Origin of the sequence: Bacillus cereus group sp. BfR-BA-01381 (genome assembly GCF_022663555.1) — a bacterium.
Taxonomy (GTDB): domain Bacteria; phylum Bacillota; class Bacilli; order Bacillales; family Bacillaceae_G; genus Bacillus_A; species Bacillus_A pacificus.
Window position 1 is genome coordinate 78153 of the sequence record NZ_JAKUFR010000002.1, and the last position, 25550, is coordinate 103702.

A 25550-nucleotide genomic window follows, 5' to 3' on the forward strand; every position below is an offset into this window, starting at 1 on the left:
CCCTATGCATTTCAAACCGTTACCTTCTCAACCTCACGGGGCTGTGTTAAAGGATCATTATTTAACTGTTGTCAGTATCTCAGTTTTCTTATGATTTGTCAATACTATTTTCGTAAAATATTTAATGCGTCTTCAAACACTTCTGGAATCGGTGCCTCAAACTGAATATATTCACCAGTACGAGGGTGATCAAATCCTAAAATTCCTGCATGAAGTGCCTGTCCATTCATGTCTAATGTTTTCTTTGGTCCATATTTTGGATCTCCTGCAAGTGGATAGCCAATATATTTCATATGAACACGAATTTGGTGTGTACGCCCTGTTTCTAAGCGACATTCTACAAGTGTGAAATCTTTGAATCGCTCTAACACTTGGAAATGCGTAACAGCATGCTTACCATTTTCATCAACCGTCATACTTTGACGTTCTTTCTTATCACGAGCAATCGGAGCATCAATCGTACCTTTATCATGCGGAATTACACCGTGTACAATCGCTTTGTAACGTCTCGTTACTGTTTTTGCTACAAGTTGATTTACAAGTGATTCGTGTGCCATATCATTTTTAGCAACCATTAATAGGCCTGATGTATCCTTATCAATACGATGCACGATACCTGGACGCATCACACCATTAATGCCTGATAAGTCTGTACAATGGTGCATAAGACCGTTCACAAGTGTACCACTTGTATGACCTGGTGCTGGATGTACAACCATACCACGCGGCTTATTAACAACAAGTACATCTGCATCTTCATAATAAATTTCTAAGTTCATATCTTCTGGCTGAATATCTAACTCTTCTGGCTCAGGAATCGTCACTGTAATTTCATCATTTTCTCTAACTTTATAATTCCCTTTTACAGCTTTTCCATTAACTGTCACAACGTCATCTTTAATCCATTGCTGTACTTGTGTACGTGACCATTCATTATTTATTGCTGCAACGAATTTATCAATTCGCTCATTTTTTTGTTCTTCTGCAACTGTTACTTGTACTACTTCACTCATTCAATTACTCCTTCGTTTTCTTGCCTTCTAATAATGTTTGAATAATAATTAATACAACACCAATACATAATGCCGAATCAGCGATATTGAATACTGGATAGTTGTACGAGAAAATATACACGTGAATGAAATCCACTACTTCTTGTCTAAATACACGATCAATAAAATTACCAATTGCTCCGCCTAAAATTAGACCTAATGAAATTCCTAGAAGCTTGTCTGTTTTTGCATATTTTTTCATATAAAATACGATAAATGCTACAAAAACGACTGTAATAATGTAGAAAAACCACATTTTATTTTCTAAAATGCCCCAGGCAGCTCCTCTATTTCGATGTGATGTTATGTATAATACATTATCGATAATCGGAATGCTCGTACCCAATTCCATGTTCTTTACAATTAGCCATTTCGATATTTGATCGATGGCAATGACAAATAACGCTATTACATAATATATCATTTTCATTTCCCCCACAAAGACAGTGTACCTCAAAATTTTAGCATAGCTGCAACCTTTTCACAATGAACCTTTATAGAAGAATAAAATAAATTAAAAAAAGGTAATATAATATCGTTGTGCCCATTCATACATTTACTTTTTCATAGAAAAATTCATGAATGGTACGTGCAGTCGGCATCGTTTTCATTTGTTTTACCGATATTACTCTCCCTGTGTCTTCACAAATACCATACATATCTATTTCCATTTTAAATAATGCACGTTCTACATCTTTTAAATCCTCTTTTATATCATGTAATAATAGTTTTTTCTTTATCTCTTCCTTAATTTCATACCCAAGTTCTTCGCTAAACTCTGTATTATATTTGTACATAACCTCTTTAGCTAGCCTCTCTTGTAACTCTTTTCGCATCAATTGCAATTCTTCTTTGATTTCCATATACATTTCATTCACGTGTACATTCCTCCCAGTTGCAATGTACGATTAGTGTGTCCGAAATTTATATGCTTACCTCTCACACATTTTTCCTTCATAGGAAAGAGAGTGAAAGTTATTTCAATATACTGTTAACCAAAAAAATGACTGCACTTTACGTGCAGTCACCCCTTATTATTTTACATAATTTTCTTTAACAACCGTTGCACAACGCTCACATAATGTTTCATGTTCAGCATCTTTACCAATTGTTTCTGAAACTACCCAACAACGTTCACATGTTTCACCAGTTGCTTGAGCAACAACAACCGCTGTATGTTCATACTTCGGTGCATCTGCTGGCGCTTCTTCCATCATGCCACCAAGTTTGTACTCAGAAACGATGAATAATTGCTTTAAGTCTTCGTTAATAGACTCTAACATAGCTTTCATTTCTGCAGTTGGATATAGCGTAATGCTTGCATTTAATGACTTACCGATTACCTTTTCATTACGAGCTACTTCTAACGCTTTTAATACGTCATCACGCAATGTCATAAATGCATCCCATTTTGTTTTTAATGCTTCTGCACCATCTAATTGTACAGCTTCTGGCATATCAGTTAATTGTACACTTTCTTCTGTTACACCTGGAATGTATGGCCATACTTCATCAGCTGTATGCGGTAAGATTGGTGTTACAAGTTTCGTCAATGCAACAAGAACATCATATAATACAGTTTGAATTGCACGACGATCTTCATGGTTTGCACCTTCAATGTATAAAATGTCTTTTGCAAAGTCTAAGTAGAATGAACTTAAATCAATTGTACAGAAGTTATGAATTGCATGATATACAGCAGCGAAGTCGTATGTCTCATATGCTTCTTTTACTTTTGTAATTAAGTCATTTAATTTCACTAACATATAACGATCTACTTCACGAAGTTCAGCTACAGGTACTGTATTTTCACTTGGCTTAAAGTCGTCTAAGTTTCCTAATAAGAAACGGAATGTGTTACGGATTTTACGATACACTTCTGCTACTTGTTTTAAAATATCATCCGAAATACGTACGTCAGATTGATAGTCAACAGAAGATACCCATAAGCGTAAAATATCTCCGCCTAATTGATCCATAATTTTCTTCGGTACGACGATGTTTCCAATCGACTTACTCATTTTACGGCCTTCACCATCTAATACGAAACCATGGCTTAGTACACCTTTATATGGCGCTTTTCCTGTTACAGCAACTGCTGTCGATAATGAAGAGTTAAACCAACCACGATATTGGTCAGATCCTTCTAAATATAAATCTGCTGGACGTTGTAAGTCATCGCGCTCTTCTAATACCGCTTGGTGAGAAGAACCTGAGTCGAACCATACATCCATGATGTCTGTTTCTTTACGGAATTCACCATTTGGGCTACCTGGATGTGTAAATCCTTCTGGTAATAGATCTTTCGCTTCACGCTCGAACCATACGTTAGAACCGTGTTCACGGAATAAATCAGCTACATGGTTAATTGTTTCATCCGTAATAATTGGATCACCATTCTCAGCATAGAATACAGGAATTGGCACACCCCATGCACGTTGACGAGAAATACACCAGTCACCACGGTCACGAACCATGTTATGAAGACGAGTTTCGCCCCATGCTGGTACCCATTTTGTTTCCGCAACAGCTTCTAATAATTCTTTACGGAATGCTTCAATAGATGCAAACCACTGTGCTGTCGCACGGAAAATAATAGGTTTTTTCGTTCTCCAATCATGTGGATATGAATGCGTAATGAATGTTAGTTTCAGTAATGCGCCTACTTCTTCTAATTTTTCTGTAATTGGCTTGTTAGCTTTATCATAGAATAAGCCTTCAAATCCAGGTGCTTCCTCTGTTAATACACCTTTATCATCAACTGGGCAAAGTACTTCTAAGCCATACTTTTTACCAACAATAAAGTCATCTTCCCCGTGTCCTGGTGCTGTATGAACACAACCTGTACCTGCATCTGTTGTTACGTGATCTCCTAGCATAACTAATGAATCACGATCGTAGAATGGATGCTTTGCAACTGTATACTCAAGTTCACTACCTTTTACCGTTTTTACAACTTCAGCGTTTTCCCACTCTAACGTTTTTGCAACTGTCTCAAATAATTCAGAAGCAATAATATATTTTTCATCATTTACTTTCACGATGCTGTATTCAAGTTCTGGGTGAACAGAAATACCTAAGTTTGCAGGCAACGTCCAAGGTGTTGTTGTCCAGATAATGAATTTCTCATCACCTTCTAATACGTTCTTTCCATCTTTTACAGGGAATGCTACGTAAATAGATGCAGATTTTTTATCTTGGTATTCAATTTCAGCTTCCGCTAATGCTGATTCACTCGTTGGTGACCAATAAACTGGTTTTTGTCCTTTATAGATATAACCTTTTTTCGCCATATCACCAAACACTTTAATTTGTTGTGCTTCATAAGCTGGCTCTAAAGTAATATATGGGTTATCCCAATCAGCACGTACACCTAAACGCTTAAATTGCTCACGCTGACGTTCTACTTGTTCATATGCATACTCTGCACATAACTTACGGAACTCAGCAACTGTCATTTCTTTACGCTTTACACCTTTATTTGTTAAAGCTTGTTCAATTGGTAAACCGTGTGTATCCCAACCTGGGACATATGGTGCACAGAAACCAGTCATTGATTTATAACGAACGATAAAGTCTTTTAATACTTTATTTAATGCATGTCCCATATGAATGTCACCATTCGCATATGGAGGTCCATCATGCAGTACAAATAAAGGACGACCTTTCGTATGTTCTTGTACCTTTTCATAAATATTCATTTCCGCCCACTTTTCTTGCATTGCAGGCTCACGTTTTGGTAAATTCCCACGCATTGGGAACTCTGTTTTTGGCATTAGTAATGTATTTTTGTACTCCATGCTCAATTCCTCCTTACATGTATAAAAGAAAGACCTAAAAAACGGAATAAAAAAGAGACTTTCTCATCCCAAAAAGGGACGAGAAAGTCTCCCGCGGTACCACCCTAGTAGATTCTATACGTATGTATACAATCCTCTTTATATTCTTAACGCGAATATACGCCTACGCTTACTCTATTTGTTCAGCGCGGAACTCCAGGGTGATATTCCCATTATCTCCTTATCCTGAGCTTACACCATCCTCAGTTCGCTATATAAGGTATGAAAAAGGTACTTATCCCTATCTTCGTTTTTCTTAATAAATATGTTGTTTAAAATTATATGTAATAATGAGAAAAACGTCAAGCTTACACTGTTTCTTCTTTTTTCAACAGCTCGTCTACTTCGTCTTCTAACTCAATTAGTTTATCCCAATCATCGTTGTTTAACATTTCAAGCTGTGTTTCTAATAACATACGGAAACGAGTGCGGAATACTTTCGCTTGTTTCTTTAGCTCTTCAATATCAAAAGCAACTTTTCTTGATTTTACTAAAGCTTCGTTAATAATACGGTCTGCATTCTTTTCAGCTTCACGTACGATTAATTTTGCCTCTTTTTGCGCATTACGTTTTACTTCTTCCGCCGCTTCTTGTGCAACAACGATAGATTTGTTTAACGTATCTTCAATATTAGAGAAATGATCTAACTTCCCTTCTAATTGCGCAACTTGTTCTTCTAAAGCTTTTTTCTCACGAATGACTAATTCATAATCTTTGATAATTTGATCAAGAAACTCATTTACTTGATCCTCATCATAGCCACGGAATCCGCGACCAAATTCTTTGTTATGAATATCTAATGGTGTTAACGGCACAACGCCACCTCCAAGTAGTTATCTAAATTTCCTCTTTCAATTATATCTTTTCTTCGACAAAATAGGAGGATTTCCTTCTAAAAAACCAATCATTTTAGTATACCATACAAAATTCTCCATTTGTCGCGCTTTGTTCTACCTTCTACAGAAAACAATTTACTGCGTCCATATCCTCTCACTGAAAAAACATCTCCTGGATAACATTCATAAGAGGTTTGCTCCACTGTTTTCCAATTCACTTTTACTAAACCATTTTTTATGAAAGGTTGTACTTTTTGCCTAGATATATGTAACATTTCAGCTAACATAACATCTAAACGAAGTGAAGAAACTGTTCCGGATTTCTCCCCCCACGTTTCTTGTATCTGTAGAATTTTTTCCCCTTGCACTGGTGATAAGGAGACTTTCACTTTTCCTATAGATTGTAAGTTCATCTCAATATAAGATACAACTTCTTTCGCGACTACAATTTGGGCACGATCTTCTTGAAGCAAAATATCACCACATTTTTCTCTCGTTAAACCGAGAGACATAAATGTACCTAATATTTGCCTATGCTCTAGCGTATAAAACTTGGAAGGATAGTCAATTTCCAATACTTCTACTTGAAATTCCTCTTCATTTACTACTAGATAGTCCGGATAAATGAGTGCTCTTTTGCGCTCTGCTTGAGACGTTGCACCATCAAACTGTACAGCAACATCTCCTTGTCCTATTACCATAGTGACAATTTGTTGTTGTCTTGGATCAAGAAAGTCTGTTAACTTCACTTGATGGTACTCCGCTGCTCGCTTCCACTCTAACACTTTATCCACAAAGACCACTTCATCAGGTCTAAAATGCTCGTAGATGCTCATGTATTTAACCTCTTACTATAAGAAATAGCCGAATAAAGTTACTAAACCACTTGTAGCAAGTCTCAACGCAAAAATCGCAACAAGTGGTGAGATGTCAATCATACCAAGCGGCGGAATAAATCTGCGAAATGGTTCTAAATACGGTTCACAAATACGGGCAAGAAAATCTCCGAAAGTTGATTCCTTTGCACCTGGGAACCATGATAGGAGAATGTAAATAATAAGTGCCCACGAGTAAATCTCGATAGCAGTAACTAAAAGCCTTAAAACTGTTTCCATGGCGTATTACCACCTCTTTATATTTGTGTCTTCTTCTTCACCGAATAACTCTGAAATTGCACCAACTATATCTACATTTTCAGGCGTACACATAAATGTTTTCGGTCCTATTTTTTGAATGTCCCCGCCTATAGCGTATACAGTACCACTTAAAAAGTCAACGATACGTACAGCTTGATCCGTAGACATTCGTTGTAAATTAATCACAACAGCTCGTCTACCTTTTAAATGGTCCGCAATTCCTTGCGCTTCCGAATATGTGCGTGGTTCTAATAAAACAACTTTTGAAGATTGCTTCGCTGTTTCAATGCTCACAACATTTTGTTTCGTTTGCGCTTTTGGAAACGTAACATCTTGTTGTTCTGGCGGATCTTGCTGCTTCTTCATGTCTGTTTGCTCCTTTTCATAACTATATTGAGCTGCTTCTTTTTCTTCAGGTGTATCAAAAAAGAAGTATTTTACTTTTGACCAACTCATAATAAGATTCTCCTTCCTTTTACGCTTTTCCTACTAAAATCGTCCCCAAACGAATATATGTAGCACCTTCTTCAATTGCAATGGTGTAATCATTAGACATTCCCATTGATAGTTCTTTACATGGCGCATGTAATAATTCTAACTCCTGCACCTCTGTTTGTAGCATACGTAATGTCTTAAAACAGCGTCTGATTTCTTCCTCTTCTTCTGTAAACGGAGCCATTGTCATTAGTCCAACCACTTCAATCTTATCCAATTCTTGCAAACTTTGAATAAAAGAAACGGTTTCTTCTATTGCCAATCCTTGCTTTGATTCTTCAGATGATGTTTTCACTTGAATAAAACATTTCACTTTCTTATCCGCACGTTTTTGAATTTCTTTTGCAAGTGAAAGACGATCTAATGAATGTAAATAATCGATTTCATTAATGATTTCTTTTACTTTTCTCGTTTGTAATGATCCAATAAAATGCCAATTCACTTTTGAACCGAAATGTTCGTACTTCTGTAAGAAACCTTCATTTCTATTTTCACCTAAATCGATAATTCCTGCTTCAATTACTTCGTTTGTTTTTTCAATTCCTACCGTTTTTGTAACCGCAACGAGTTTAATATCTTGCAACGAACGTCCTGCTCGTGCGCAAGATTGTTTAATTGATTCGTTTACAGTTGTTAAATTTGTTTGTACTGTCACTTGCTTTCTTCCTCCTTAAAACCTATGAAACTCAACATTCTCCCCGTCTTACCTTGATCACGACGATGAGAGAAAAAGAGTTGCTCTTCACAGCTTGTACAAAGAGATGACATTACAATATTCTCTTCTTTTATACCTACTTGTAAACATAATATACGATTAATTTCTTTTAAATTAATTGCATACTGTCCGTCAGAAATTTTTTTATAAGGGACAGAACCGTTTACTACTTGCTCTGCTGCTGTTAACACTCGATCATCAACAACGTAACAACAAGATCCAATTGCTGGTCCAATTGCAACATGAATTTCATCACTTGAAATCCCTTCTGCATTCCATTTTTGAATCATTTCTTTTGCAATCTCTTTTACAGTCCCTTTCCATCCAGCATGCGCAAGTCCTATCATACCATGTGATGGTGCATAAAAATAGAGCGGAACACAATCCGCGTAACAAGATGTTAGAAGAACATCATTATTAGTCGTATAAATGCCATCTGTTTTTGAAATACCGTCTTCATATGAATAAACGCCACTTCCTTTTTCCTGTTCTCCCACTTTTTCAACATGATGATCATGAACTTGTTCAGAGCAAATCCAGTTTTCTAATGGTTTTTGTAACTTATTTGCTAAAATGCGTCTATTTTCATGAACGTTCTCCGCAATATCATTCACATGTAATCCTAAATTCATCGCATGAAAGGAGTCCGTACTTACCCCACCATCTTTTGTCGTAAATCCAGCAGTAATGTTCCCAAGTTCTTTCCACGCTTGTAAATACAGTATACCGTCCACATATTTAAATGGCTCTCTCATAATAGCGGCTCCTTTTAATTAAAATAACATAAAAAAGCATGGTACTTCCTGTCTATTTTACCATACTTTTATTTTTTCATAATCCTAACAGAAAAAAAAGAGGAATTTGTAATATTCTTTATGAAATTGTCGGTGTTTGTATTGATTCTGTTACAGAATTAACAGAATTTACTCTAACAAGTATGACATCTTCCCCAATTTTCACAATTTCTTTCCAAGGAATTACAATTTCTATATCTTTCCCAAAGATCCCTAACATACGTGCCTGTTTGGAAATAATAATAGACTCGATTTTTCCTGTGTTCATATCGATTTCGATATCTCCAATATTACCCAGTCTTTTTCCGTCTGAAACATTTATTATATCTTTCATCTGTAATTCCGAAATTCGTATCACTTTCATCCTCTCCCTTATATATGACGAATCGAAAAAACATTGTTTCTCAAATGAACAGGAAGCACCCTCTTGCCAACCTCATATTATTTTCATTATATGAACACAGCTCCCCTACTATGAGCGCAAACAAACTATATGACATATAAAAAGGTTTCACCATAAATGGTGAAACCTTATCCTTGAATCGTTTTATTCATTTGTTTAATAGCTGATTTCTCTAAACGTGACACTTGCGCTTGAGAAATCCCAATTTCTTCTGCAACTTCCATTTGTGTTTTTCCTTGGAAGAAACGTTTTCGAATAATCATTTTTTCACGATCATTTAAACGCTTCATTCCTTCTTTTAGAGCTAACTCTTCAACCCACTGCTCGTCCTTTTGTTTTTCATCACTTAACTGATCCATAACAAAGATAGGATCTCCCCCATCGTTATAAATCGGCTCAAATAATGAAACTGGATCTTGAATTGCATCTAAAGCAAAAACAATTTCTTCATGAGTCACTTCAAGCACTTTTGCAATATCCATTGCTGTCGGTTCTTTTGAATTTTCTGCAATCAACTTTTCTCTTACTTGTAACGCTTTATACGCAATATCTCGTAAGGAGCGAGATACGCGAATCGGATTGTTATCACGCAAATATCTGCGTATTTCCCCAATAATCATCGGCACAGCATACGTTGAAAATTTTACATTTTGGCCTAAATCAAAGTTATCAATGGATTTCATAAGTCCGATACAACCAACTTGAAATAAATCGTCAACATATTCTCCTCTGTTATTAAATCTTTGGATGACGCTCAGTACAAGACGTAAGTTTCCATTCACTAATTTCTCTCTTGCGCTTATCTCTCCACTTTGCATTTCACGAAATAATTTACGCATTTCATCATTTTTTAGTACGGGAAGTTTAGCTGTATCAACACCGCAAATTTCTACTTTGTTTCTCGTCAAAGTGTTCCCTCCTATCGGGAGTTGCTGTACAGTGTAAAGTATTTCCTTTGAAGGGGATTTTATGCATGCGGTTTTCTCTTCATTTTTCATTTTAGTTGTCCTTCCTCATACAACTAAAGAGAATAAGACCAGCCTAGATAACGGCTGGTCTTACTCTTTACACCATTTTATTAAATTCTTTTCGTAATCTTTTTATGATTCTTTTTTCTAAACGCGAAATGTATGACTGTGAAATCCCAAGCATATCCGCTACATCTTTTTGCGTCTTTTCCTCTCCTCCAGCAAGCCCAAACCGAAGTTCCATAATTTGTTTTTCACGATCATTTAATTGATGTAATGCTTTCATTAGAAGATGACGATCCACAGTTGCTTCTAAATCTTTTGTAATAATATCATCGTCTGTACCTAATACATCTGATAATAAAAGTTCGTTTCCATCCCAATCGATGTTAAGTGGTTCATCAAAAGAAACTTCTGAACGATTTTTATTATTCCTGCGCAAATGCATTAAAATTTCATTTTCGATACAACGTGAGGCATATGTTGCTAATTTTATTTTCTTTTCTGGATTAAATGTATTTACCGCTTTAATAAGACCAATTGTTCCAATGCTAATCAAATCTTCAATATTTATCCCTGTATTTTCAAATTTTCTTGCTATATATACGACTAGCCGTAAGTTGCGTTCAATCAGTAACGATCTTGCCGCCTGATCTCCTTTTGGCAATTTATTTAAAAGAACTTCCTCTTCTTCTTTCGTTAACGGCGGTGGTAACGCTTCACTTCCACCAATGTAATAAATTTCATCGGTCTTAATTCCTAATTTCAGCAATACTTTATACCAAAGGTATACTAAATAAAATTTTAATTTCATCATATTATCCCGCCTCCCATTATTAAGCGATTACCATTTTTTGTGAAATTAACATTTTCGGATGCAAAATACATTGATACTCTCCATTGGTTGACAACTGTTGTGTATTTAACCCAATCAATACTTTGTTCACAACAATAGAACTTCCTTCATGATAAATTTGTACACTGTCTGGCTTAATTGCCCATAAAAATTGACTTTCTACTCCCACTGCTCGGAAAGGAATTAAGCGTAATTTTGTCGCCCACCCAGAATCATTTTCTGGTATTTGAGGAATTTCTGTTTTGGAATAAATTTGTTCTGTTAACCAAGCTGGCAAACAATGTTCTAACGATGAAATATGCATAATCATAACAGGTGTTTTCGTTAACGGGTCGTAAAGTTGATTTCCACTATCAATTAAGCCTGCAAGTTCTAGCTCCTCTTCAGCTAATTGAACTTTCAATTTCACAATTTGATCATAGTGTATTTTTGTAACCTCTACGCTTTCAATCCGCTTTTTAGAAAAATAATAAATGACTGGAAAACCAAAAATAACAAACAACCAGCTAATTGGGTCACCGTAAGAAATTGATTGAGATTGAACCAACCCATTTACCATTTCATTCGTTTGCAAAAAGAAATGAGTGCCCATTAACCCTCCGCCAACCATAAAGGTTACAAAGTAAAAAGTAAAAACAGTTTGTGCATAATTTCTAAATGTTGTAAACCCAAATGCTGTATACACAATAAGTAACGAGTACAGTAGTTTCATAATTGGATGTGTCATCACAGAAGCAAAAGGAGTAAAGGCAAAAATAACAATGGTTGAACCTATCAATGCCCCTAACACAAGCCTCCATCTTTTGATCTTCTTTTTTAACACGGTAGCTGTTAATAAAAGTAAAAGAAAATCAATGCAGGCGTTTAACAACCAAACAACGTCGGCGTAAACAACCAAACAATTCACCTCTTTTTTTAAGTTGAGACTAGTATAATGCATATCCAATAGGAAAGTGTGTCAATTTGCGGAGGTGTTTTTTTGTTATTTTGTGCTTTCTAGACATAATCTGTCGGTAAAAAATAAAAGTATATGTTTCATAGAATGCTATATTTTTTTCTTACATATAAAGTGAAACTTTAATCAGTGGGGGTTTTCTTCATCCCCCACTGATTATTAGCCCTCACCAATCGGGCTTTTATGGGCAGCCCGACCTCCACCTAACTTCTTTGCTTTCGCTGAATTTTGAGGTGGGGTCTTACTGCCCATTAAAGCGGGATAAAGTGAAACCTTAATCTGTACGCACCAATTGGGCTACCCAGCAAAGAGCGGAATAAAAAATTACAATAAAAAAAGACCTGCTTAGCAGATCTTTTCCCTGTATAAAACAAAAAAAGGAGCATAAATGCTCCTTTTCTTTTATCGTCTACGACGATTACGTAAGAATGCTGGAATATCGATATCATCTGAATCTGAATGACGCTCATGTACAACCGGCTCTTCACGCTTCATTTCACGTTTTACTTCACGTTGTTTTGGTGGTTGAGCTACTGGCTGTTGCTGTTGTTGCGTGTGATTCACATTCGGACGGATAATTGGTTTTGGTGGTTGAGTTGCAATTGTATCATCAAAACCCGTTGCAATTACAGTTACAACGATATCATCTTTTAATCCTTCATTAATAACCGAACCGAAGATCATATTTACCTCTGGATCTGAAGCTGAAGCTACAATGTCTGCCGCTTCTTGTACTTCATATAAGCTTAAGTTGGCTCCACCCGTAATGTTCATGATAACACCTTGAGCTCCATCAATAGATGTTTCTAATAATGGACTAGAAATCGCTTTTTTCGCAGCTTCAGCAGCACGATTTTCTCCATTACCAGAACCAATACCCATTAAAGCAGAACCTCTATTAGACATAATTGTCTTTACGTCTGCGAAGTCTAAGTTAATTAAACCTGGTGTTGCAATTAAATCAGAAATACCTTGAACACCTTGACGTAATACGTTATCTGCTTCACGGAATGCCTCTAACATTGGTGTGTTTTTATCAACAATCTCTAATAAGCGATCGTTTGGAATTACAATAAGTGTGTCTACATTTTCTTTAAATGCCGCAATACCAGATGCCGCTTGTGTCGCACGCTTACGTCCTTCAAATGTAAATGGACGTGTTACAACACCAACTGTTAATGCACCTAATTCTTTTGCCACTTGAGCAACAACTGGAGCTGCACCAGTTCCAGTTCCGCCGCCCATACCAGCAGTTACGAATACCATATCAGCACCACGAAGTGCTTCTTGGATCTGTTCTTTACTTTCTTCTGCAGCTTTTTTCCCTACTTCAGGGTTTGCACCTGCACCAAGTCCACGTGTTAATTTTCCACCAATTTGCATTTTCGTTTCAGCTTTTGATAGATTTAATGCTTGTGCATCAGTATTCACAGCGATAAAGTCTACACCTTGTACACCGTGTTCAATCATACGGTTTACAGCATTGTTTCCGCCACCGCCGACACCGATAACTTTTATATTCGCTAATTGATCTTGAGTAGTATCAAACTCTAACATGTCGAAATCCCCCTAGAACCTCATTTTTCGTGTCCAATTTTAATCCCATAAATAACGGAATACACGTTTTACTTTTGACATCATACGGTCATCATTTTGATTATTATTGTTTTGATTACGCGTTTTTTGTTTCGCAGGTTGCTGTTGTACCGGCGTTGGCGCTGGTGCTGGTACTGGTTCAAAATGCTCTTGTTTTTCCTGCACATTTTTCCCACGCAACTTAGCTTTTTGATAAGAATGTTTAATTAATCCTACTCCACTTGTATATTGGGGCTCACGCACGCCAATATAATCAGGAGTTGCTATACGAACATTTTCATGTAAAATATCATATGCAAGATCAAGAACACCTGGCATAGAAGCAATTCCACCAGTTAGTACATAACCAGAAGCTACTTGCTTTACTCCTAACTTACGCACTTCATCTTGAACAAACATTAAAATTTCCTCTACACGAGCCTCTATTATATCCGATAATTCCAACTGAGAATATTGTTCTGTTTGATCGCTTCCCATAATAGGAACCGTAAACATCTCTTCTTCAGACGCTGTATCATAAAAAGCATGTCCATATTTCAACTTAATTTGATCTGCATTTTCTGTTGAAGTTTTCAACCCAATCGCAATATCCTTCGTTATATGGTCTCCACCTAATGGTAATACGCTCGTCGCTTGTAACTCTCCATCTTTAAAAATAGATAAAGTTGTAGATCCTCCCCCCATATCAACAAGGGCTACTCCTCTATTTTTTTCATCTGAAGATATAGCAACTGTTGCAGCCGCTAAAGGTTGAAGACAAATATCAACAATTTCAAGACCTGCTTTTTCTACACAACGAAGTAGGTTATGTAGTAAAGTTCTTGAGCCTGTAATAAGTGTACCTTCCATTTCTAATCTTACACCGATCATCCCGCGCGGATCGTTAATCTCGTCAAGACCGTCTACAATGAACTGTCGAGGTACCACATCAATAAACTCACGTTCTGGAGCAATTGACACAACTTGTGCTGCATCTAGAACGCGTAAGACATCTTCATTCCCGATTTCACGATCTTCATTTGAAACAGCGACTACTCCGTGACAAGGAAGTAGCTGTACCTGGTTTGCATTGACACCTACTACAACTTGCTCAATGTGGATTCCCACCATGCGCTCAGCTTGTTCAATTGCTTTTTTAATTGATCGAACAGTCTCGTCTATATCAACTATCGATCCCTTCTTTAAACCATTTGATTTTACATTTCCAACACCAATAATGTTTAAGCTGTCATTAACCATTTCACCAATGATGACTTTAACATTGGATGTACCGATGTCAAGACTAACATATATTTCATTGCTGTTCATTCTTTGGCACCTCCTTCTTTATTTATACCATACAACTCAATATATGGAACAACAATCGCAACTTTACTATTTATAAGAAAAATATTCAACGTCTTTATACGTTTCCCTTTTTTAACCCTATATTTTTCTTATTTTTATTTAACATTCATTTAAGAATATCGCAGTAAACTGTGAATAACTGCTTATCTTGAAATAATTCTATTTCAAGTGTAAAGATTACCGCCAAGTATAAGTCTACACTAAGATGTACTCATAGAAAAGTGAAACTTGTACCAATCCTAGTATGAATCTAAGAATTTTTACATATTTTTCATCAAATGAACCATTCTTGTAAATTCAGATACATCAAACCGAACGTATGTCCCTTAATTACGTTTATACAATTATAAAAAATGCTATTTTACTGTTCCTTTTCTTCACCATCTAAATATTTAAGGTATGCTCCTACCTCTAAATGAATTAGAGCTTTTCTACCTGGTTCAATTTGCTTTATCATTAGTGGATAAGCTTCCATACGTTTTGCGAAATTTTGAATCGTAGTGCTCACTTCATACCCTTCATTCATATATAAAGTAAGGTGGTCTTCATTCGCATTTGTCGGTGAATAACGAATTTCAGAAATAGACCTTAAAATAGTTGGTGTTAGTTTTTCAAGCTCAGCAATTAACTCCTTCATTTTCTCCTCTTTAAAAGGTTCAAAAATTGGCGCTGCAACAGGAAGTTTTCCGTTCGGGAGTACATCAAGTGTTTTCCCGTTCTCTAATAACGGTTGTAATTTCCCATCTTTGTTTATATAACCAATCGTTAAATATTCTTCAATATGAACGTCAATTTTATTTGGAAAACGCTTCTTTACATTTACTGCTTTAATTTCTTTTCGTTTCGTTAAGTTTTCTTCTGCTTTATGTGCTGTCACTCGGAAATAACTTGTATCATATGTCACACCTGATTCCTTCATCACTTGTTCATCTGTCATATAATGATTTCCAAACACGCTTATCTTTTTTATATTGCTAAGCGGAGACCGAAAATAAATTAAAAAGAGCACTAATAAAAATAAAATTGATATGTATAAAATCAACCGATGATTAACATTTTTCTTGTTTTTTTTCTGCTGATTTTTTAACTTTGGTACACGATCCTGTAGTTTAATCACTTTACTATTTTTCATGTACGATCCCCCTACGTAACATAAAGAACGGCATGTTCCTCATGCCGTTCTTATCTTCTTATTATAACATAAATGATAATGAGCGGAACGAATAACCGTTATCTTCCAATGATTTCTACTTCTGTATGCATTTCTACGCTAAATTTATCCTTGATTGTTTGTTTTACTAATGCTATTAAAGATAATACATCTTGCGCGCTAGCTCCACCAGTATTAATAATGAAGTTCCCATGCATTTCAGAAATTTGAGCTCCACCTATTTGATAACCACGAAGCCCCGCCTTCTCTATTAAATCTCCTGCAAAGTATGGAATTGGATTCCGAAACACACTTCCTGCACAAGGGTGATTCCATGGCTGTGTTTCACGACGGTAATCTTTATTCTTTTGCATGACACTTACAATTCCCTCACGCTCTCCTATCTGTAATTGAAACTCAGCTTCCAAAACAATACCAGGGCGTTTCGTTTGCAATACAGATGTACGATAGGAAAACTCCATTTCTTCATGCGTTAACCAGTCAATTGTTCCATCTTCAAACAAAATAAGAGCTTTTGATAATATGTTTGATATATCCGATTTATGTGCTCCTGCATTCATATACACTGCACCGCCAACACTTCCTGGAATACCACTTGCGAACTCCAGACCAGCTAACCCTTGACGACTAAGTAAAGTTGATAATTTAATCAGGGGATACCCACCACCAACTCTTACTCTATGTTTTTCGACTTCTAAGTGGTCTAATCCTTCTCCTAAACGAATAACGACACCTTCTATACCCAGATCAGATACGAGAAGGTTCGAACCGCGACCAATTACAGTCCACTTTGTTTTATATTTCTTTACTAACTGCAACGTTTTTTCAATACTGGCAACATGCTTTGGCACAATTAAAATATCAGCTGGTCCACCTATTTTCATAGTTGTATAACGTGCTAACGGTTCATCCACTAACACACGACCAACATTTGCTTCTATAAGCTCATTTACTAATTGCTCCATAAACAATCTCCCCCATACTAAGCATCCTTATTACAGTAGTATGCAGGGCGTTCACCTAACGTTATTTTTTTACAAGCTTATTCATTACTTCATACAACTTATTTGCTGCATCTGGAATACCTAATTGCCCAGCAGCAAGCTTCATATTTTGTAATGTTTGTGCATCTAATAAAATCTCGTCAATATCACGAATAAGTGTTGCAGCTGTTAAATCTTTTTCAAGCAACATTTTTGCTGCTCCTTTATCGACAACAGAACGTGCATTTTTTTCCTGATGGTTATTTGTTACATAAGGACTCGGAATTAACACACTTGGCTTACCTAACGCTGTTAATTCTGCAAGTGTTGTTGCTCCAGCCCTTGAGACAACCAGGTCTACACCTGTAAGTACTTCTGGCATATTATGAATGAAAGGTTTAATAATAACATTATTCGGATTCCCTTTTTGCTTCACTGCATCCATCACTTTGTCGTAATGAACTTCACCTGTTACATACAATATTTCGTAACTTTTATTTCCAAACTGTTCAATTGCCTCTACGAAAGCATCGTTAATTGGTCTAGCCCCACGGCTGCCACCAAAAATAAGCACAGATTTTTTAGGAAGAGATAAACCTACTGAACGCTTTCCTTTCATTCCATTTTGATCCATTACTTCTGACGCTCTTGGGTTTCCTGTCATGACCACTTTTGACTGCGGAAAATGTTCTGCAGCCGCTTCAAAACAAACTGCAACTTTATCAACATAGCGGCTTAAAAATTTATTCGTTACACCAGGTACACTATTTTGTTCATGTACAATAGTTGGAATACCTAATTTTGCCGCAGCATATACAACAGGTCCACATACATATCCACCCGTTCCGATTACAATATCTGGATTAAAACGACGAATATATCGTTTACTATCTTGTACACCTTTTAGGAAGCGCATCACCGTTTTCACGTTATCTAACGATATTTTACGCTTAAATCCACTTATAACAATAGATTGAAACGGTATACCTGCTTTGGGCACGATTGTGCTCTCTAACCCATTCTCCGTACCAATATATAAAAACCTTGCTTCCGGATTTAATTTTTTTATTTCTCTTATTAAAGCAAGAGCCGGATAAATATGACCTCCAGTGCCCCCACCACTTACTAATACACGCACTACTAACTCCTCCGCTTCTCTTTTTCTTATTACAGTCGTATTTATTTCTATATACATATTGTTTCTTCGTACACATACGAAAAACCCTGTCTTATAAAACAGGGTTTAGTAGCGAGAATGGCGACTTATATTTAATAATACACCTACTGCCATTAACATTAATGTCAAACTTGATCCACCATAACTTAAAAACGGCAAAGTAATACCCGTAACAGGCATCAATCCTGTTACAACACCAACATTAATCATTACTTGAATCGCAATCATCGCCACAATACCTACTGCTAAAAACGTACCATATAAATCTGGCGCTCCTAAAGCTATACGAATCCCACGCCATAATAATAGACTAAATAATAATAACACAAATGAACCACCAATAAAACCTAATTCCTCGGATAAGATTGCAAATATAAAGTCTGTTTGCGGTTCAGGTAAATAAAGAAACTTTTGTCTACTTTGTCCAAGTCCAAGCCCGAATAGTCCACCTGGTCCAATTGCGAGTAACGATTGAATAATTTGAAATCCACTTCCAAGCGGATCTGACCACGGGTCTAAATATGATGTAATACGTTTCATCCGATACGGTGCTGATGCAATTAGCCCTACAAATCCTGCTACACCAAGCAAACCAAACATTGCAAAGTGAAAGACCCTTGCTCCTGAGATAAATATCATAATGATACATGTCCCAACCATTACCGTTCCTGTACCAAGGTCCGGCTGTAACATAATCATTCCGAAAGCAAGAAATACAAAACCTAGAGCTGGTAGTAAACCACGTTTAAAAGAAGTAATTAATTTCTGTCGTTCCGCTAAAAATTTCGCTAAGAAAATAATCATCGCAAACTTCATAAATTCGGACGGTTGAATGGAAAATGCCCCGATTCCAATCCAACTTCGCGCTCCTCCTCGAACAAGACCTACTCCAGGAATAAGAACGAGAATAAGAAGAATGAAGCAAACTAGCAAAATTACTTTTGAATACGTACGCCACACCCAATAATCAATTTTCATAATAAAAAACATAGCCACTACACCAAGACCTGCGAATAGCAATTGCCTTTTTGCAAAAAAGAATGAGTCCCCCATTTTATAAGAGGCCCAAACTGCACTCGCACTATAAACCATAATCATTCCGATTGTTAACAACGCAAGTGTAACGATGATGAGAATAAAATCAGGCGTTTTCTTCATTACCCATAAACACCACCTCTTTAGGCAGAAACTTTTGCCCTATGTAACAAAACATCAGTAGGTGTTAGCCTACTGATGTTTTGATTTACTTTATATAAGTTTATGCACAGCTTGTATAAAAATGTCTCCTCTTTCTTCAAATGTTTTAAATTGATCCCAGCTTGCACATGCTGGAGAAAGAAGAATTACATCGCCATCTGTAGAATGAGCATAAGCTTTCACTACAGCTTCATCTAAAGTATCGACACTTTCAATTGTATCTAATCCCGCTTTTTCTGCAGCTCTTACTAATTTTGGAGCTGTTTGTCCAAATGTTACAATCGCTTTAACATTTTTGAAATACGGAATTAAATCATCGAATTCATTTCCACGATCCAGCCCACCTGCTAATAACACAGTCGGTTGTGTAAACGCAGATAAAGCTTTCTCTGTCGCTAACATATTCGTTGCTTTTGAGTCATTATAAAACTTACGGTTGTTTATAGTTGTTACATATTCTAAACGATGTTTTACACCTGTAAAACGTTTTAAAACTGCCGTAATCGCTTCATTAGAAACACCCAATAATTTTGCGATACTCATCGCTGCTAAAATATTTTCTAAATTATGTTGACCAGGTAAAACGATATCGCCTACTTCAACAACTTTTTCGCCTTTAAAATAAAGAGCATTATCTTTTATGCACGCACCATCTTCAATTTCTTTCGTTGTTGAGAACAGTACTTTTTGACCTTTACTATAAGCAGATAAAGCCATCACATCTGCATCATCTGCATTTATTACACTATAATCATTTTCTGTTTGGTTTTTAAAAATATTTGCTTTTGCTAAGCCATATTCTTTTTTCGTCCCATGATAATCTAAATGGGCCTCAAATAAATTTAAAAACGCAGCAATTTTAGGTTGGAACAATTCTACTCCCATCAATTGGAACGATGAAAGCTCTGTAACTACAACTTCATTTTCTTTTGCATCCTGTGCTACTTCACACGCAACAGTTCCAATGTTCCCTGCAATTACGGGATGCTTTTGTCCTTCTTTTAGCATTTCAAATGTAAGCATTGTCGTCGTCGTTTTACCGTTAGACCCCGTAATCCCAACAAATGGTGCTTCTGAAATACGATATGCTAATTCAACTTCCGTAACAATTGGAATTTGCTTTTCTTTCGCAGCAACTAATATTGGATTAGAATACGGGATTCCTGGATTTTTTACTACAAGAGAAATATTTCTCTCTAATAATTCTAAAGGATGACCACCGCATACAACATCCATTCCTTTTGCTTGTAATTCTGCAGCAAGTACATTCTCTGCTAAAGGCTTTCCGTCATTTACAATAACATTTGCCCCTAACTTTTGTAACAATGTAGCTGCTGCATAACCACTTTTTGCAATGCCTAATACAAGAATATTCTTATTTTGAAATTCAGTTACAGTTTTCAATTACATCCACACCCCGATATAAATTCCTAACACAGCTAATAAAAATCCTACAGACCAAAACGTCACAACAACACGCCATTCTGACCAACCACATAATTCATAATGATGGTGTAATGGACTCATTTTAAAGACACGTTTTCCTGTTGTTTTAAACGAAATAACCTGAATAATAACCGATAAAGTTTCCATTACGAATACTCCGCCAATGATTACAAGTAGCAATTCTTGTTTTAATAAAATTGCTACAGCTGCAATGGCTCCACCTAAAGCTAATGAACCTGTATCTCCCATAAACACTTTTGCTGGATTCGCATTGAATACTAAAAATCCAAGTACAGCTCCTACAACTGCCATACAGAATATCGCTACTCCAAATTGCTCTTGTGCCACAGCAATAATACTAAATGCTCCAAATGCAATAGCAGCTGTTCCTGATAATAAACCATCTAAACCGTCAGTTAAGTTAACTGCATTTGATCCACCAATAAGCATAAATAGTACAAGTACAAAATACGCCCAACCTAATTCAAACTTAACATCCGTTCCCGGAATCATGATGTATGTGTGGAACGCTTGCCCTTTTCCAATTAAAAAGAACGCAATAGCAATAACAAGCTGACCTACTAATTTTTGTTTTGATGTTAAACCAAGATTTCTCTTCTTAACTACCTTTATGTAGTCATCTAAAAATCCAATCAATCCGTAACCAAATGTCACTAATAGTAATAACGATACCTCTGCACCTAAATGATTAAACTTAATCGCCATAATAAGTGAAGTTACCATCATAGATACGTATATGACGATACCACCCATTGTCGGTGTCCCTGATTTTTTTTGATGTGATTTTGGTCCCTCATCACGAATACTCTGTCCGAACTTTAATTTTCTTAAAAATGGAATAAACAATGGCGAAAGGGCAACAGAAATTAAGAATGCTACCCCAGCCGTTACTAATAAACCTTGCTCAAGCACATGTAGTCCTCCTCTCACGTTGTTACTCTTCGTTGTTTAAACGCTCTGTAATTGCTTCTTTAGCGATTTCACGATCGTCAAAATGATGAACATCTTTACCAATAATTTGATATGTTTCATGACCCTTACCAGCAATAATGATGATATCTTCAGCTTTTGCGTTAGCAATTGCATGGTATATCGCTTCTTTTCTATCAATAATTACTTTATAATTATTTCCATTTGCACCATGTACCATATCATCTAAAATAGCTCCTGGCTCTTCACTTCTTGGATTATCTGAAGTGTAAATGGCGTGAGTTGCATATCGTGTTGCAACACTTGCCATGATTGGTCTCTTCGTTCTATCTCTATCACCGCCACAACCGACGATGCAATATACGTCACCTTTTGCAAACTGTTTTGCTGTTTTCAATACATTTTCTAAGCTATCTGGTGTATGTGCATAATCAACAATAACTGTATAATTTTGTCCACCATCAACTACTTCAAAACGTCCTGGAACTCCAGCTAGTTCCTTTATTACATCAATGATTGTTTCTAAACTTACACCAGAAACAAGTCCTGCCGCTGTCGCAGCTAGTACGTTATATACATTAAATTTCCCAATTAATTTCATCGTAACATTTACACTCTCATACGGTGTTACAAGCGTAAATGTAGTTCCACCACTTGTCATAACGATATCTTTGGCCATAACATCACTTGTTGTATCAATTCCATACGTTACAACAGTTGCTGCAGTACTTCTCATATATTCCGCTGTTACAGCATCATCGTTATTCAATACCGCGTATTTTTCACGATTATGATTATAACTATTGCCAAGTTGCGCAAATAGCAACCCTTTTGCATGTTTATATTCTTCCATCGTTTTATGATAGTCTAAATGATCTTGTGTTAAATTTGTAAACACTGCTACATCGTAATCACATCCGTGTACACGGCCAAGATCTAAAGCATGTGACGAAACTTCCATTACTGTGCTATCCACACCGTGTTCAACCATTTTTGCAAACGTCTGTTGAAGTGTTAGTGCATCTGGTGTTGTATTTTTCACCTCAAATGTTTCATCACCGATTTTCATATTAATCGTTCCAATTAGCCCCGTTTTATGACCATGTGCGCGCATAATCTCATCCATAATATGCGATGTTGTTGTCTTTCCATTTGTACCTGTAATACCGATTAAATGTAACTTGTGTGTTGGTTGACCATAAAAATAATCAGCTAAAACCGCTAACGAACGAAAAGTATTTTTCACAAGTACAACTGGAACGTCAACATCAATTGGTCTTTCCGCAACAATAGCAGCCGCTCCTTGTGCCGCTGCTTGCTTAGCAAAATCATGGCTATCAACCGTATATCCTTTCATACATACAAATAAGCTTCCTTCTTTCACTTTACGTGAATCAGCTTCTATAGATGTGATTTCTGGATTTTCTTTTGGAACAACTGGAAAATCATGCAAACATGATACAAGTGTATGCAACTTCATTTCACTAAACCCTCTCTACATTGTGTATTTATCTCTTTTATTAATAAGCAACACGCTACCTCCTAATTATATAAAATAGGAGGTAAGTGCTACTGTGTCTAATAAATAGACCTATTTATAACTGAGACTCTTACGGCCTCAAATTAAGTAACTCTTCTATAAAGAACCCACTTCCACCAATTGTACCATAAAACGTACTAGGTTACCTTTAATTCCCGAAGTAAATTCTAATTTTTGAGCCTTCTTTCACTTTAGCTCCTGCTTCTGGGGACTGCTTAATGACTTTCTCTCCGTCTCCACTTATATCAAGCTTCAAATCGACGAGTTGCGTCTGTAAGTCTTTCTTTTTCATACCAATTAAATTCGGAACTTCCACAGTTGGTATATCGCCCCATTTATATTCTCTCTCAACTTGTTCTTTTCTCGGTTTCACTCCCATAACAGGAAGTGCATCCCGAAGAATATTCCCAACAATTGGAGCAGCTACTACTCCACCAAATTGCGTTACACCTTTCGGATTATCAACAGCAACATATACAACAATTTCTGGATCATCTGCTGGAGCAAAACCGATAAAAGATACAATATAATTATTCTCTAAATATTTACCATCTTTCACTTTTTGAGCCGTACCTGTTTTCCCACCTACACGATACCCATCAATGAAAGCACCTTTACCAGATCCTTTTGCTACAACATTCTCTAATGCATACCGAACTTTCTCTGAAGTTTCCTTGGAAATAACTTTTCTTTTTGCTACAGGTGTCTTTTTGCTTACAACTTGATTGTTTTTCGGATCAATAAATTCTTTAGCTATATACGGTTGATACAAAGTTCCACCATTTACAGCCGCTGCTACTGCCGCTACTTGTTGGATTGGCGTAACAGAAACACCTTGACCGAATGAAGTTGTTGCTTGCTCAACTGGACCGACTTTATCTAAATTAAATAAAATCCCACTACCTTCACCTTGCAGATCAATTCCGGTCTTCTGTCCAAAGCCGAAATTACGAATGTATTTAAACAATCGGTCTTTACCAAGGCGATCACCCAGTTCAATAAATCCTGGGTTACAAGAGTTTTGAACTACTTCTAAAAACGTTTGACTACCGTGACCTCCTGCTTTCCAGCATTTCAATCTAGCTCCACCAACTTCAGCTGCTCCATCATCATAAAACGTATCTTTCTCTAAGTCTACTAAATTTTCATTCAAAGCTGCGGCTAACGTAATGATCTTAAATGTTGAACCTGGCTCATACGTACTCCATACTGGTAAATTTCTATTATACACTTCTGGAGAAACACTTTGAAAATCTGCTGGATCAAAGCTCGGCCGACTCGACATACCTAAAATTTCACCATTTTTCGGATTCATCGCAATTGCAATCATACCATCTGGATTATATGTCGACTCTGCAATATTCATTTCTCTTTCCATAATTCTATTAATACGTGCATCAATTGTTAAGCCTAAATTCAAACCAGCTTCTGGTTTTTTGAAATCATCCCCAACATTAGGCATCCTTTGTCCTTTTGCATCTGCAAAAAAACGCACATGACCTTCATCACCATTTAGTTCTTTATCATAGTATTTTTCTAGTCCCATAAGACCTTGGTTATCACTACCAGCAAACCCTAACACGTGTGATAAAAAGTTACCAAATGGATAGTACCGGATAGAGTCTTCTGCGATATAAACACCTTTCAAACTTAATCCTCTTACCTCTTTCGCTTTATCATGTGATATTTTCCTTCCGCCTTTATCTAACCTTACAATCGATTCTTTTTTTGTAATTCTCTTATAGATCTCATCTTTTTCCACACCTAATACTGCAGCTAACTTCTCTGCAGTCTCTGCTGGTTTTTCAATTTGCCTCGGTACAACAAAGACAGTTGGAGCACTTTTATTCGTAGCAAGTTCCACACCATTTCGGTCTAAAATCTTCCCACGTTCAGGCTCAAAAGTAATATTACGACTCCATGAATCTTTCGCACGATCCGTTAACATATTCCCAAGAAAAAATTGCACATATCCAAGACGAATATCGATGATAGTGAAAATAAGTATACCTGATATAAGTATAAAAATAAGTCGTTTTCTAACTGTTACATTTGATACACGCATATTGGAACAAGCCTCCCTTACGCCTAGC

24 protein-coding genes and 1 other annotated feature are annotated in these 25550 nt (G+C 36.5%); all 24 genes read right to left on the reverse strand.

What is annotated here, in order from left to right; translation table 11 throughout:
• Positions 1-104: 104 nt before the first annotated feature.
• The 24 genes from MR079_RS01115 to MR079_RS01230 all read right to left on the reverse strand — a co-directional run bounded on the left by MR079_RS01115 (position 105) and on the right by MR079_RS01230 (position 25522).
• Entirely contained in the window at positions 105-1013 is a 909-nt protein-coding gene (locus MR079_RS01115) for an RluA family pseudouridine synthase (protein WP_242293324.1), read from the reverse strand.
• A gap of 4 nt (positions 1014-1017) precedes the next feature.
• Positions 1018-1476, reverse strand: coding sequence for a lipoprotein signal peptidase LspA (gene lspA / locus MR079_RS01120; RefSeq protein WP_000642177.1), 459 nt, complete (start codon positions 1474-1476; stop codon positions 1018-1020).
• Between the two features lie 124 nt (positions 1477-1600).
• Entirely contained in the window at positions 1601-1930 is a 330-nt protein-coding gene (locus tag MR079_RS01125; protein WP_001004663.1) for a TraR/DksA C4-type zinc finger protein, read from the reverse strand.
• Positions 1931-2086: 156 nt separating this feature from the next.
• Positions 2087-4852, reverse strand: a complete 2766-nt coding sequence (gene ileS2, locus MR079_RS01130) for an isoleucine--tRNA ligase (RefSeq protein WP_242293325.1) — start codon at positions 4850-4852, stop codon at positions 2087-2089.
• Positions 4853-4923: 71 nt separating this feature from the next.
• Positions 4924-5148, reverse strand: a binding site (T-box leader).
• Between the two features lie 51 nt (positions 5149-5199).
• A complete protein-coding gene (gene divIVA / locus MR079_RS01135) occupies positions 5200-5706 on the reverse strand; it encodes a septum site-determining protein DivIVA (RefSeq protein WP_001131612.1) in 507 nt (168 codons plus the stop codon).
• Positions 5707-5795: 89 nt separating this feature from the next.
• On the reverse strand, positions 5796-6563 hold the full coding sequence (locus MR079_RS01140; protein WP_000029728.1) for a YlmH family RNA-binding protein: 768 nt from the start codon (positions 6561-6563) through the stop codon (positions 5796-5798).
• Positions 6564-6578: 15 nt separating this feature from the next.
• Complete coding sequence (locus tag MR079_RS01145; protein WP_000450919.1) at positions 6579-6842, reverse strand: YggT family protein; 264 nt, start codon at positions 6840-6842, stop codon at positions 6579-6581.
• Between the two features lie 6 nt (positions 6843-6848).
• Positions 6849-7319 carry a cell division protein SepF gene (locus MR079_RS01150; RefSeq protein ID WP_000119138.1) on the reverse strand — a complete coding sequence of 157 codons (471 nt, stop codon included), beginning with the start codon at positions 7317-7319 and terminating at the stop codon, positions 6849-6851.
• Positions 7320-7338: 19 nt separating this feature from the next.
• The gene (locus MR079_RS01155; RefSeq protein ID WP_016718318.1) at positions 7339-8013 is read right to left on the reverse strand and encodes a YggS family pyridoxal phosphate-dependent enzyme; all 675 of its coding nucleotides are present in this window, start codon (positions 8011-8013) and stop codon (positions 7339-7341) included.
• On the reverse strand, positions 8010-8828 hold the full coding sequence (pgeF, locus tag MR079_RS01160; RefSeq protein WP_139866923.1) for a peptidoglycan editing factor PgeF: 819 nt from the start codon (positions 8826-8828) through the stop codon (positions 8010-8012). Before pgeF ends, MR079_RS01155 begins: the two co-directional genes overlap by 4 nt.
• 118 nt (positions 8829-8946) lie before the next feature.
• A complete protein-coding gene (locus tag MR079_RS01165; RefSeq protein ID WP_014893538.1) occupies positions 8947-9231 on the reverse strand; it encodes a YlmC/YmxH family sporulation protein in 285 nt (94 codons plus the stop codon).
• A gap of 167 nt (positions 9232-9398) precedes the next feature.
• Complete coding sequence (sigG, locus tag MR079_RS01170; protein ID WP_000197753.1) at positions 9399-10178, reverse strand: RNA polymerase sporulation sigma factor SigG; 780 nt, start codon at positions 10176-10178, stop codon at positions 9399-9401.
• Between the two features lie 157 nt (positions 10179-10335).
• Positions 10336-11055: an RNA polymerase sporulation sigma factor SigE gene (sigE, locus tag MR079_RS01175; RefSeq protein ID WP_000976948.1), complete on the reverse strand. Its 720-nt coding sequence runs from the start codon at positions 11053-11055 to the stop codon at positions 10336-10338.
• A gap of 19 nt (positions 11056-11074) precedes the next feature.
• Positions 11075-11992: a sigma-E processing peptidase SpoIIGA gene (gene spoIIGA, locus MR079_RS01180; protein ID WP_242293326.1), complete on the reverse strand. Its 918-nt coding sequence runs from the start codon at positions 11990-11992 to the stop codon at positions 11075-11077.
• Positions 11993-12451: 459 nt separating this feature from the next.
• Entirely contained in the window at positions 12452-13606 is a 1155-nt protein-coding gene (gene ftsZ, locus MR079_RS01185) for a cell division protein FtsZ (RefSeq protein WP_000888991.1), read from the reverse strand.
• 39 nt (positions 13607-13645) lie between these two features.
• Complete coding sequence (gene ftsA, locus MR079_RS01190) at positions 13646-14953, reverse strand: cell division protein FtsA (RefSeq protein ID WP_001087553.1); 1308 nt, start codon at positions 14951-14953, stop codon at positions 13646-13648.
• A 400-nt stretch (positions 14954-15353) separates the two neighbouring features.
• Positions 15354-16124 (reverse strand): cell division protein DivIB, encoded by a 771-nt coding sequence (divIB, locus tag MR079_RS01195; protein ID WP_000798234.1) that lies wholly within the window; start codon positions 16122-16124, stop codon positions 15354-15356.
• Between the two features lie 98 nt (positions 16125-16222).
• Entirely contained in the window at positions 16223-17128 is a 906-nt protein-coding gene (gene murB, locus MR079_RS01200; protein ID WP_139866919.1) for a UDP-N-acetylmuramate dehydrogenase, read from the reverse strand.
• Between the two features lie 61 nt (positions 17129-17189).
• Positions 17190-18284, reverse strand: a complete 1095-nt coding sequence (gene murG / locus MR079_RS01205; protein ID WP_139866917.1) for an undecaprenyldiphospho-muramoylpentapeptide beta-N-acetylglucosaminyltransferase — start codon at positions 18282-18284, stop codon at positions 17190-17192.
• 105 nt (positions 18285-18389) lie between these two features.
• Positions 18390-19481, reverse strand: coding sequence for a stage V sporulation protein E (gene spoVE, locus MR079_RS01210; RefSeq protein ID WP_000753510.1), 1092 nt, complete (start codon positions 19479-19481; stop codon positions 18390-18392).
• A gap of 90 nt (positions 19482-19571) precedes the next feature.
• Positions 19572-20924, reverse strand: coding sequence for a UDP-N-acetylmuramoyl-L-alanine--D-glutamate ligase (gene murD / locus MR079_RS01215; protein WP_000860122.1), 1353 nt, complete (start codon positions 20922-20924; stop codon positions 19572-19574).
• The gene (mraY, locus tag MR079_RS01220; RefSeq protein WP_000893058.1) at positions 20925-21899 is read right to left on the reverse strand and encodes a phospho-N-acetylmuramoyl-pentapeptide-transferase; all 975 of its coding nucleotides are present in this window, start codon (positions 21897-21899) and stop codon (positions 20925-20927) included.
• 22 nt (positions 21900-21921) lie between these two features.
• Positions 21922-23397 carry a UDP-N-acetylmuramoyl-L-alanyl-D-glutamate--2,6-diaminopimelate ligase gene (gene murE / locus MR079_RS01225; RefSeq protein ID WP_139866915.1) on the reverse strand — a complete coding sequence of 492 codons (1476 nt, stop codon included), beginning with the start codon at positions 23395-23397 and terminating at the stop codon, positions 21922-21924.
• A 208-nt stretch (positions 23398-23605) separates the two neighbouring features.
• Positions 23606-25522 (reverse strand): stage V sporulation protein D, encoded by a 1917-nt coding sequence (locus tag MR079_RS01230; protein WP_139866913.1) that lies wholly within the window; start codon positions 25520-25522, stop codon positions 23606-23608.
• Positions 25523-25550 lie beyond the last annotated feature (28 nt).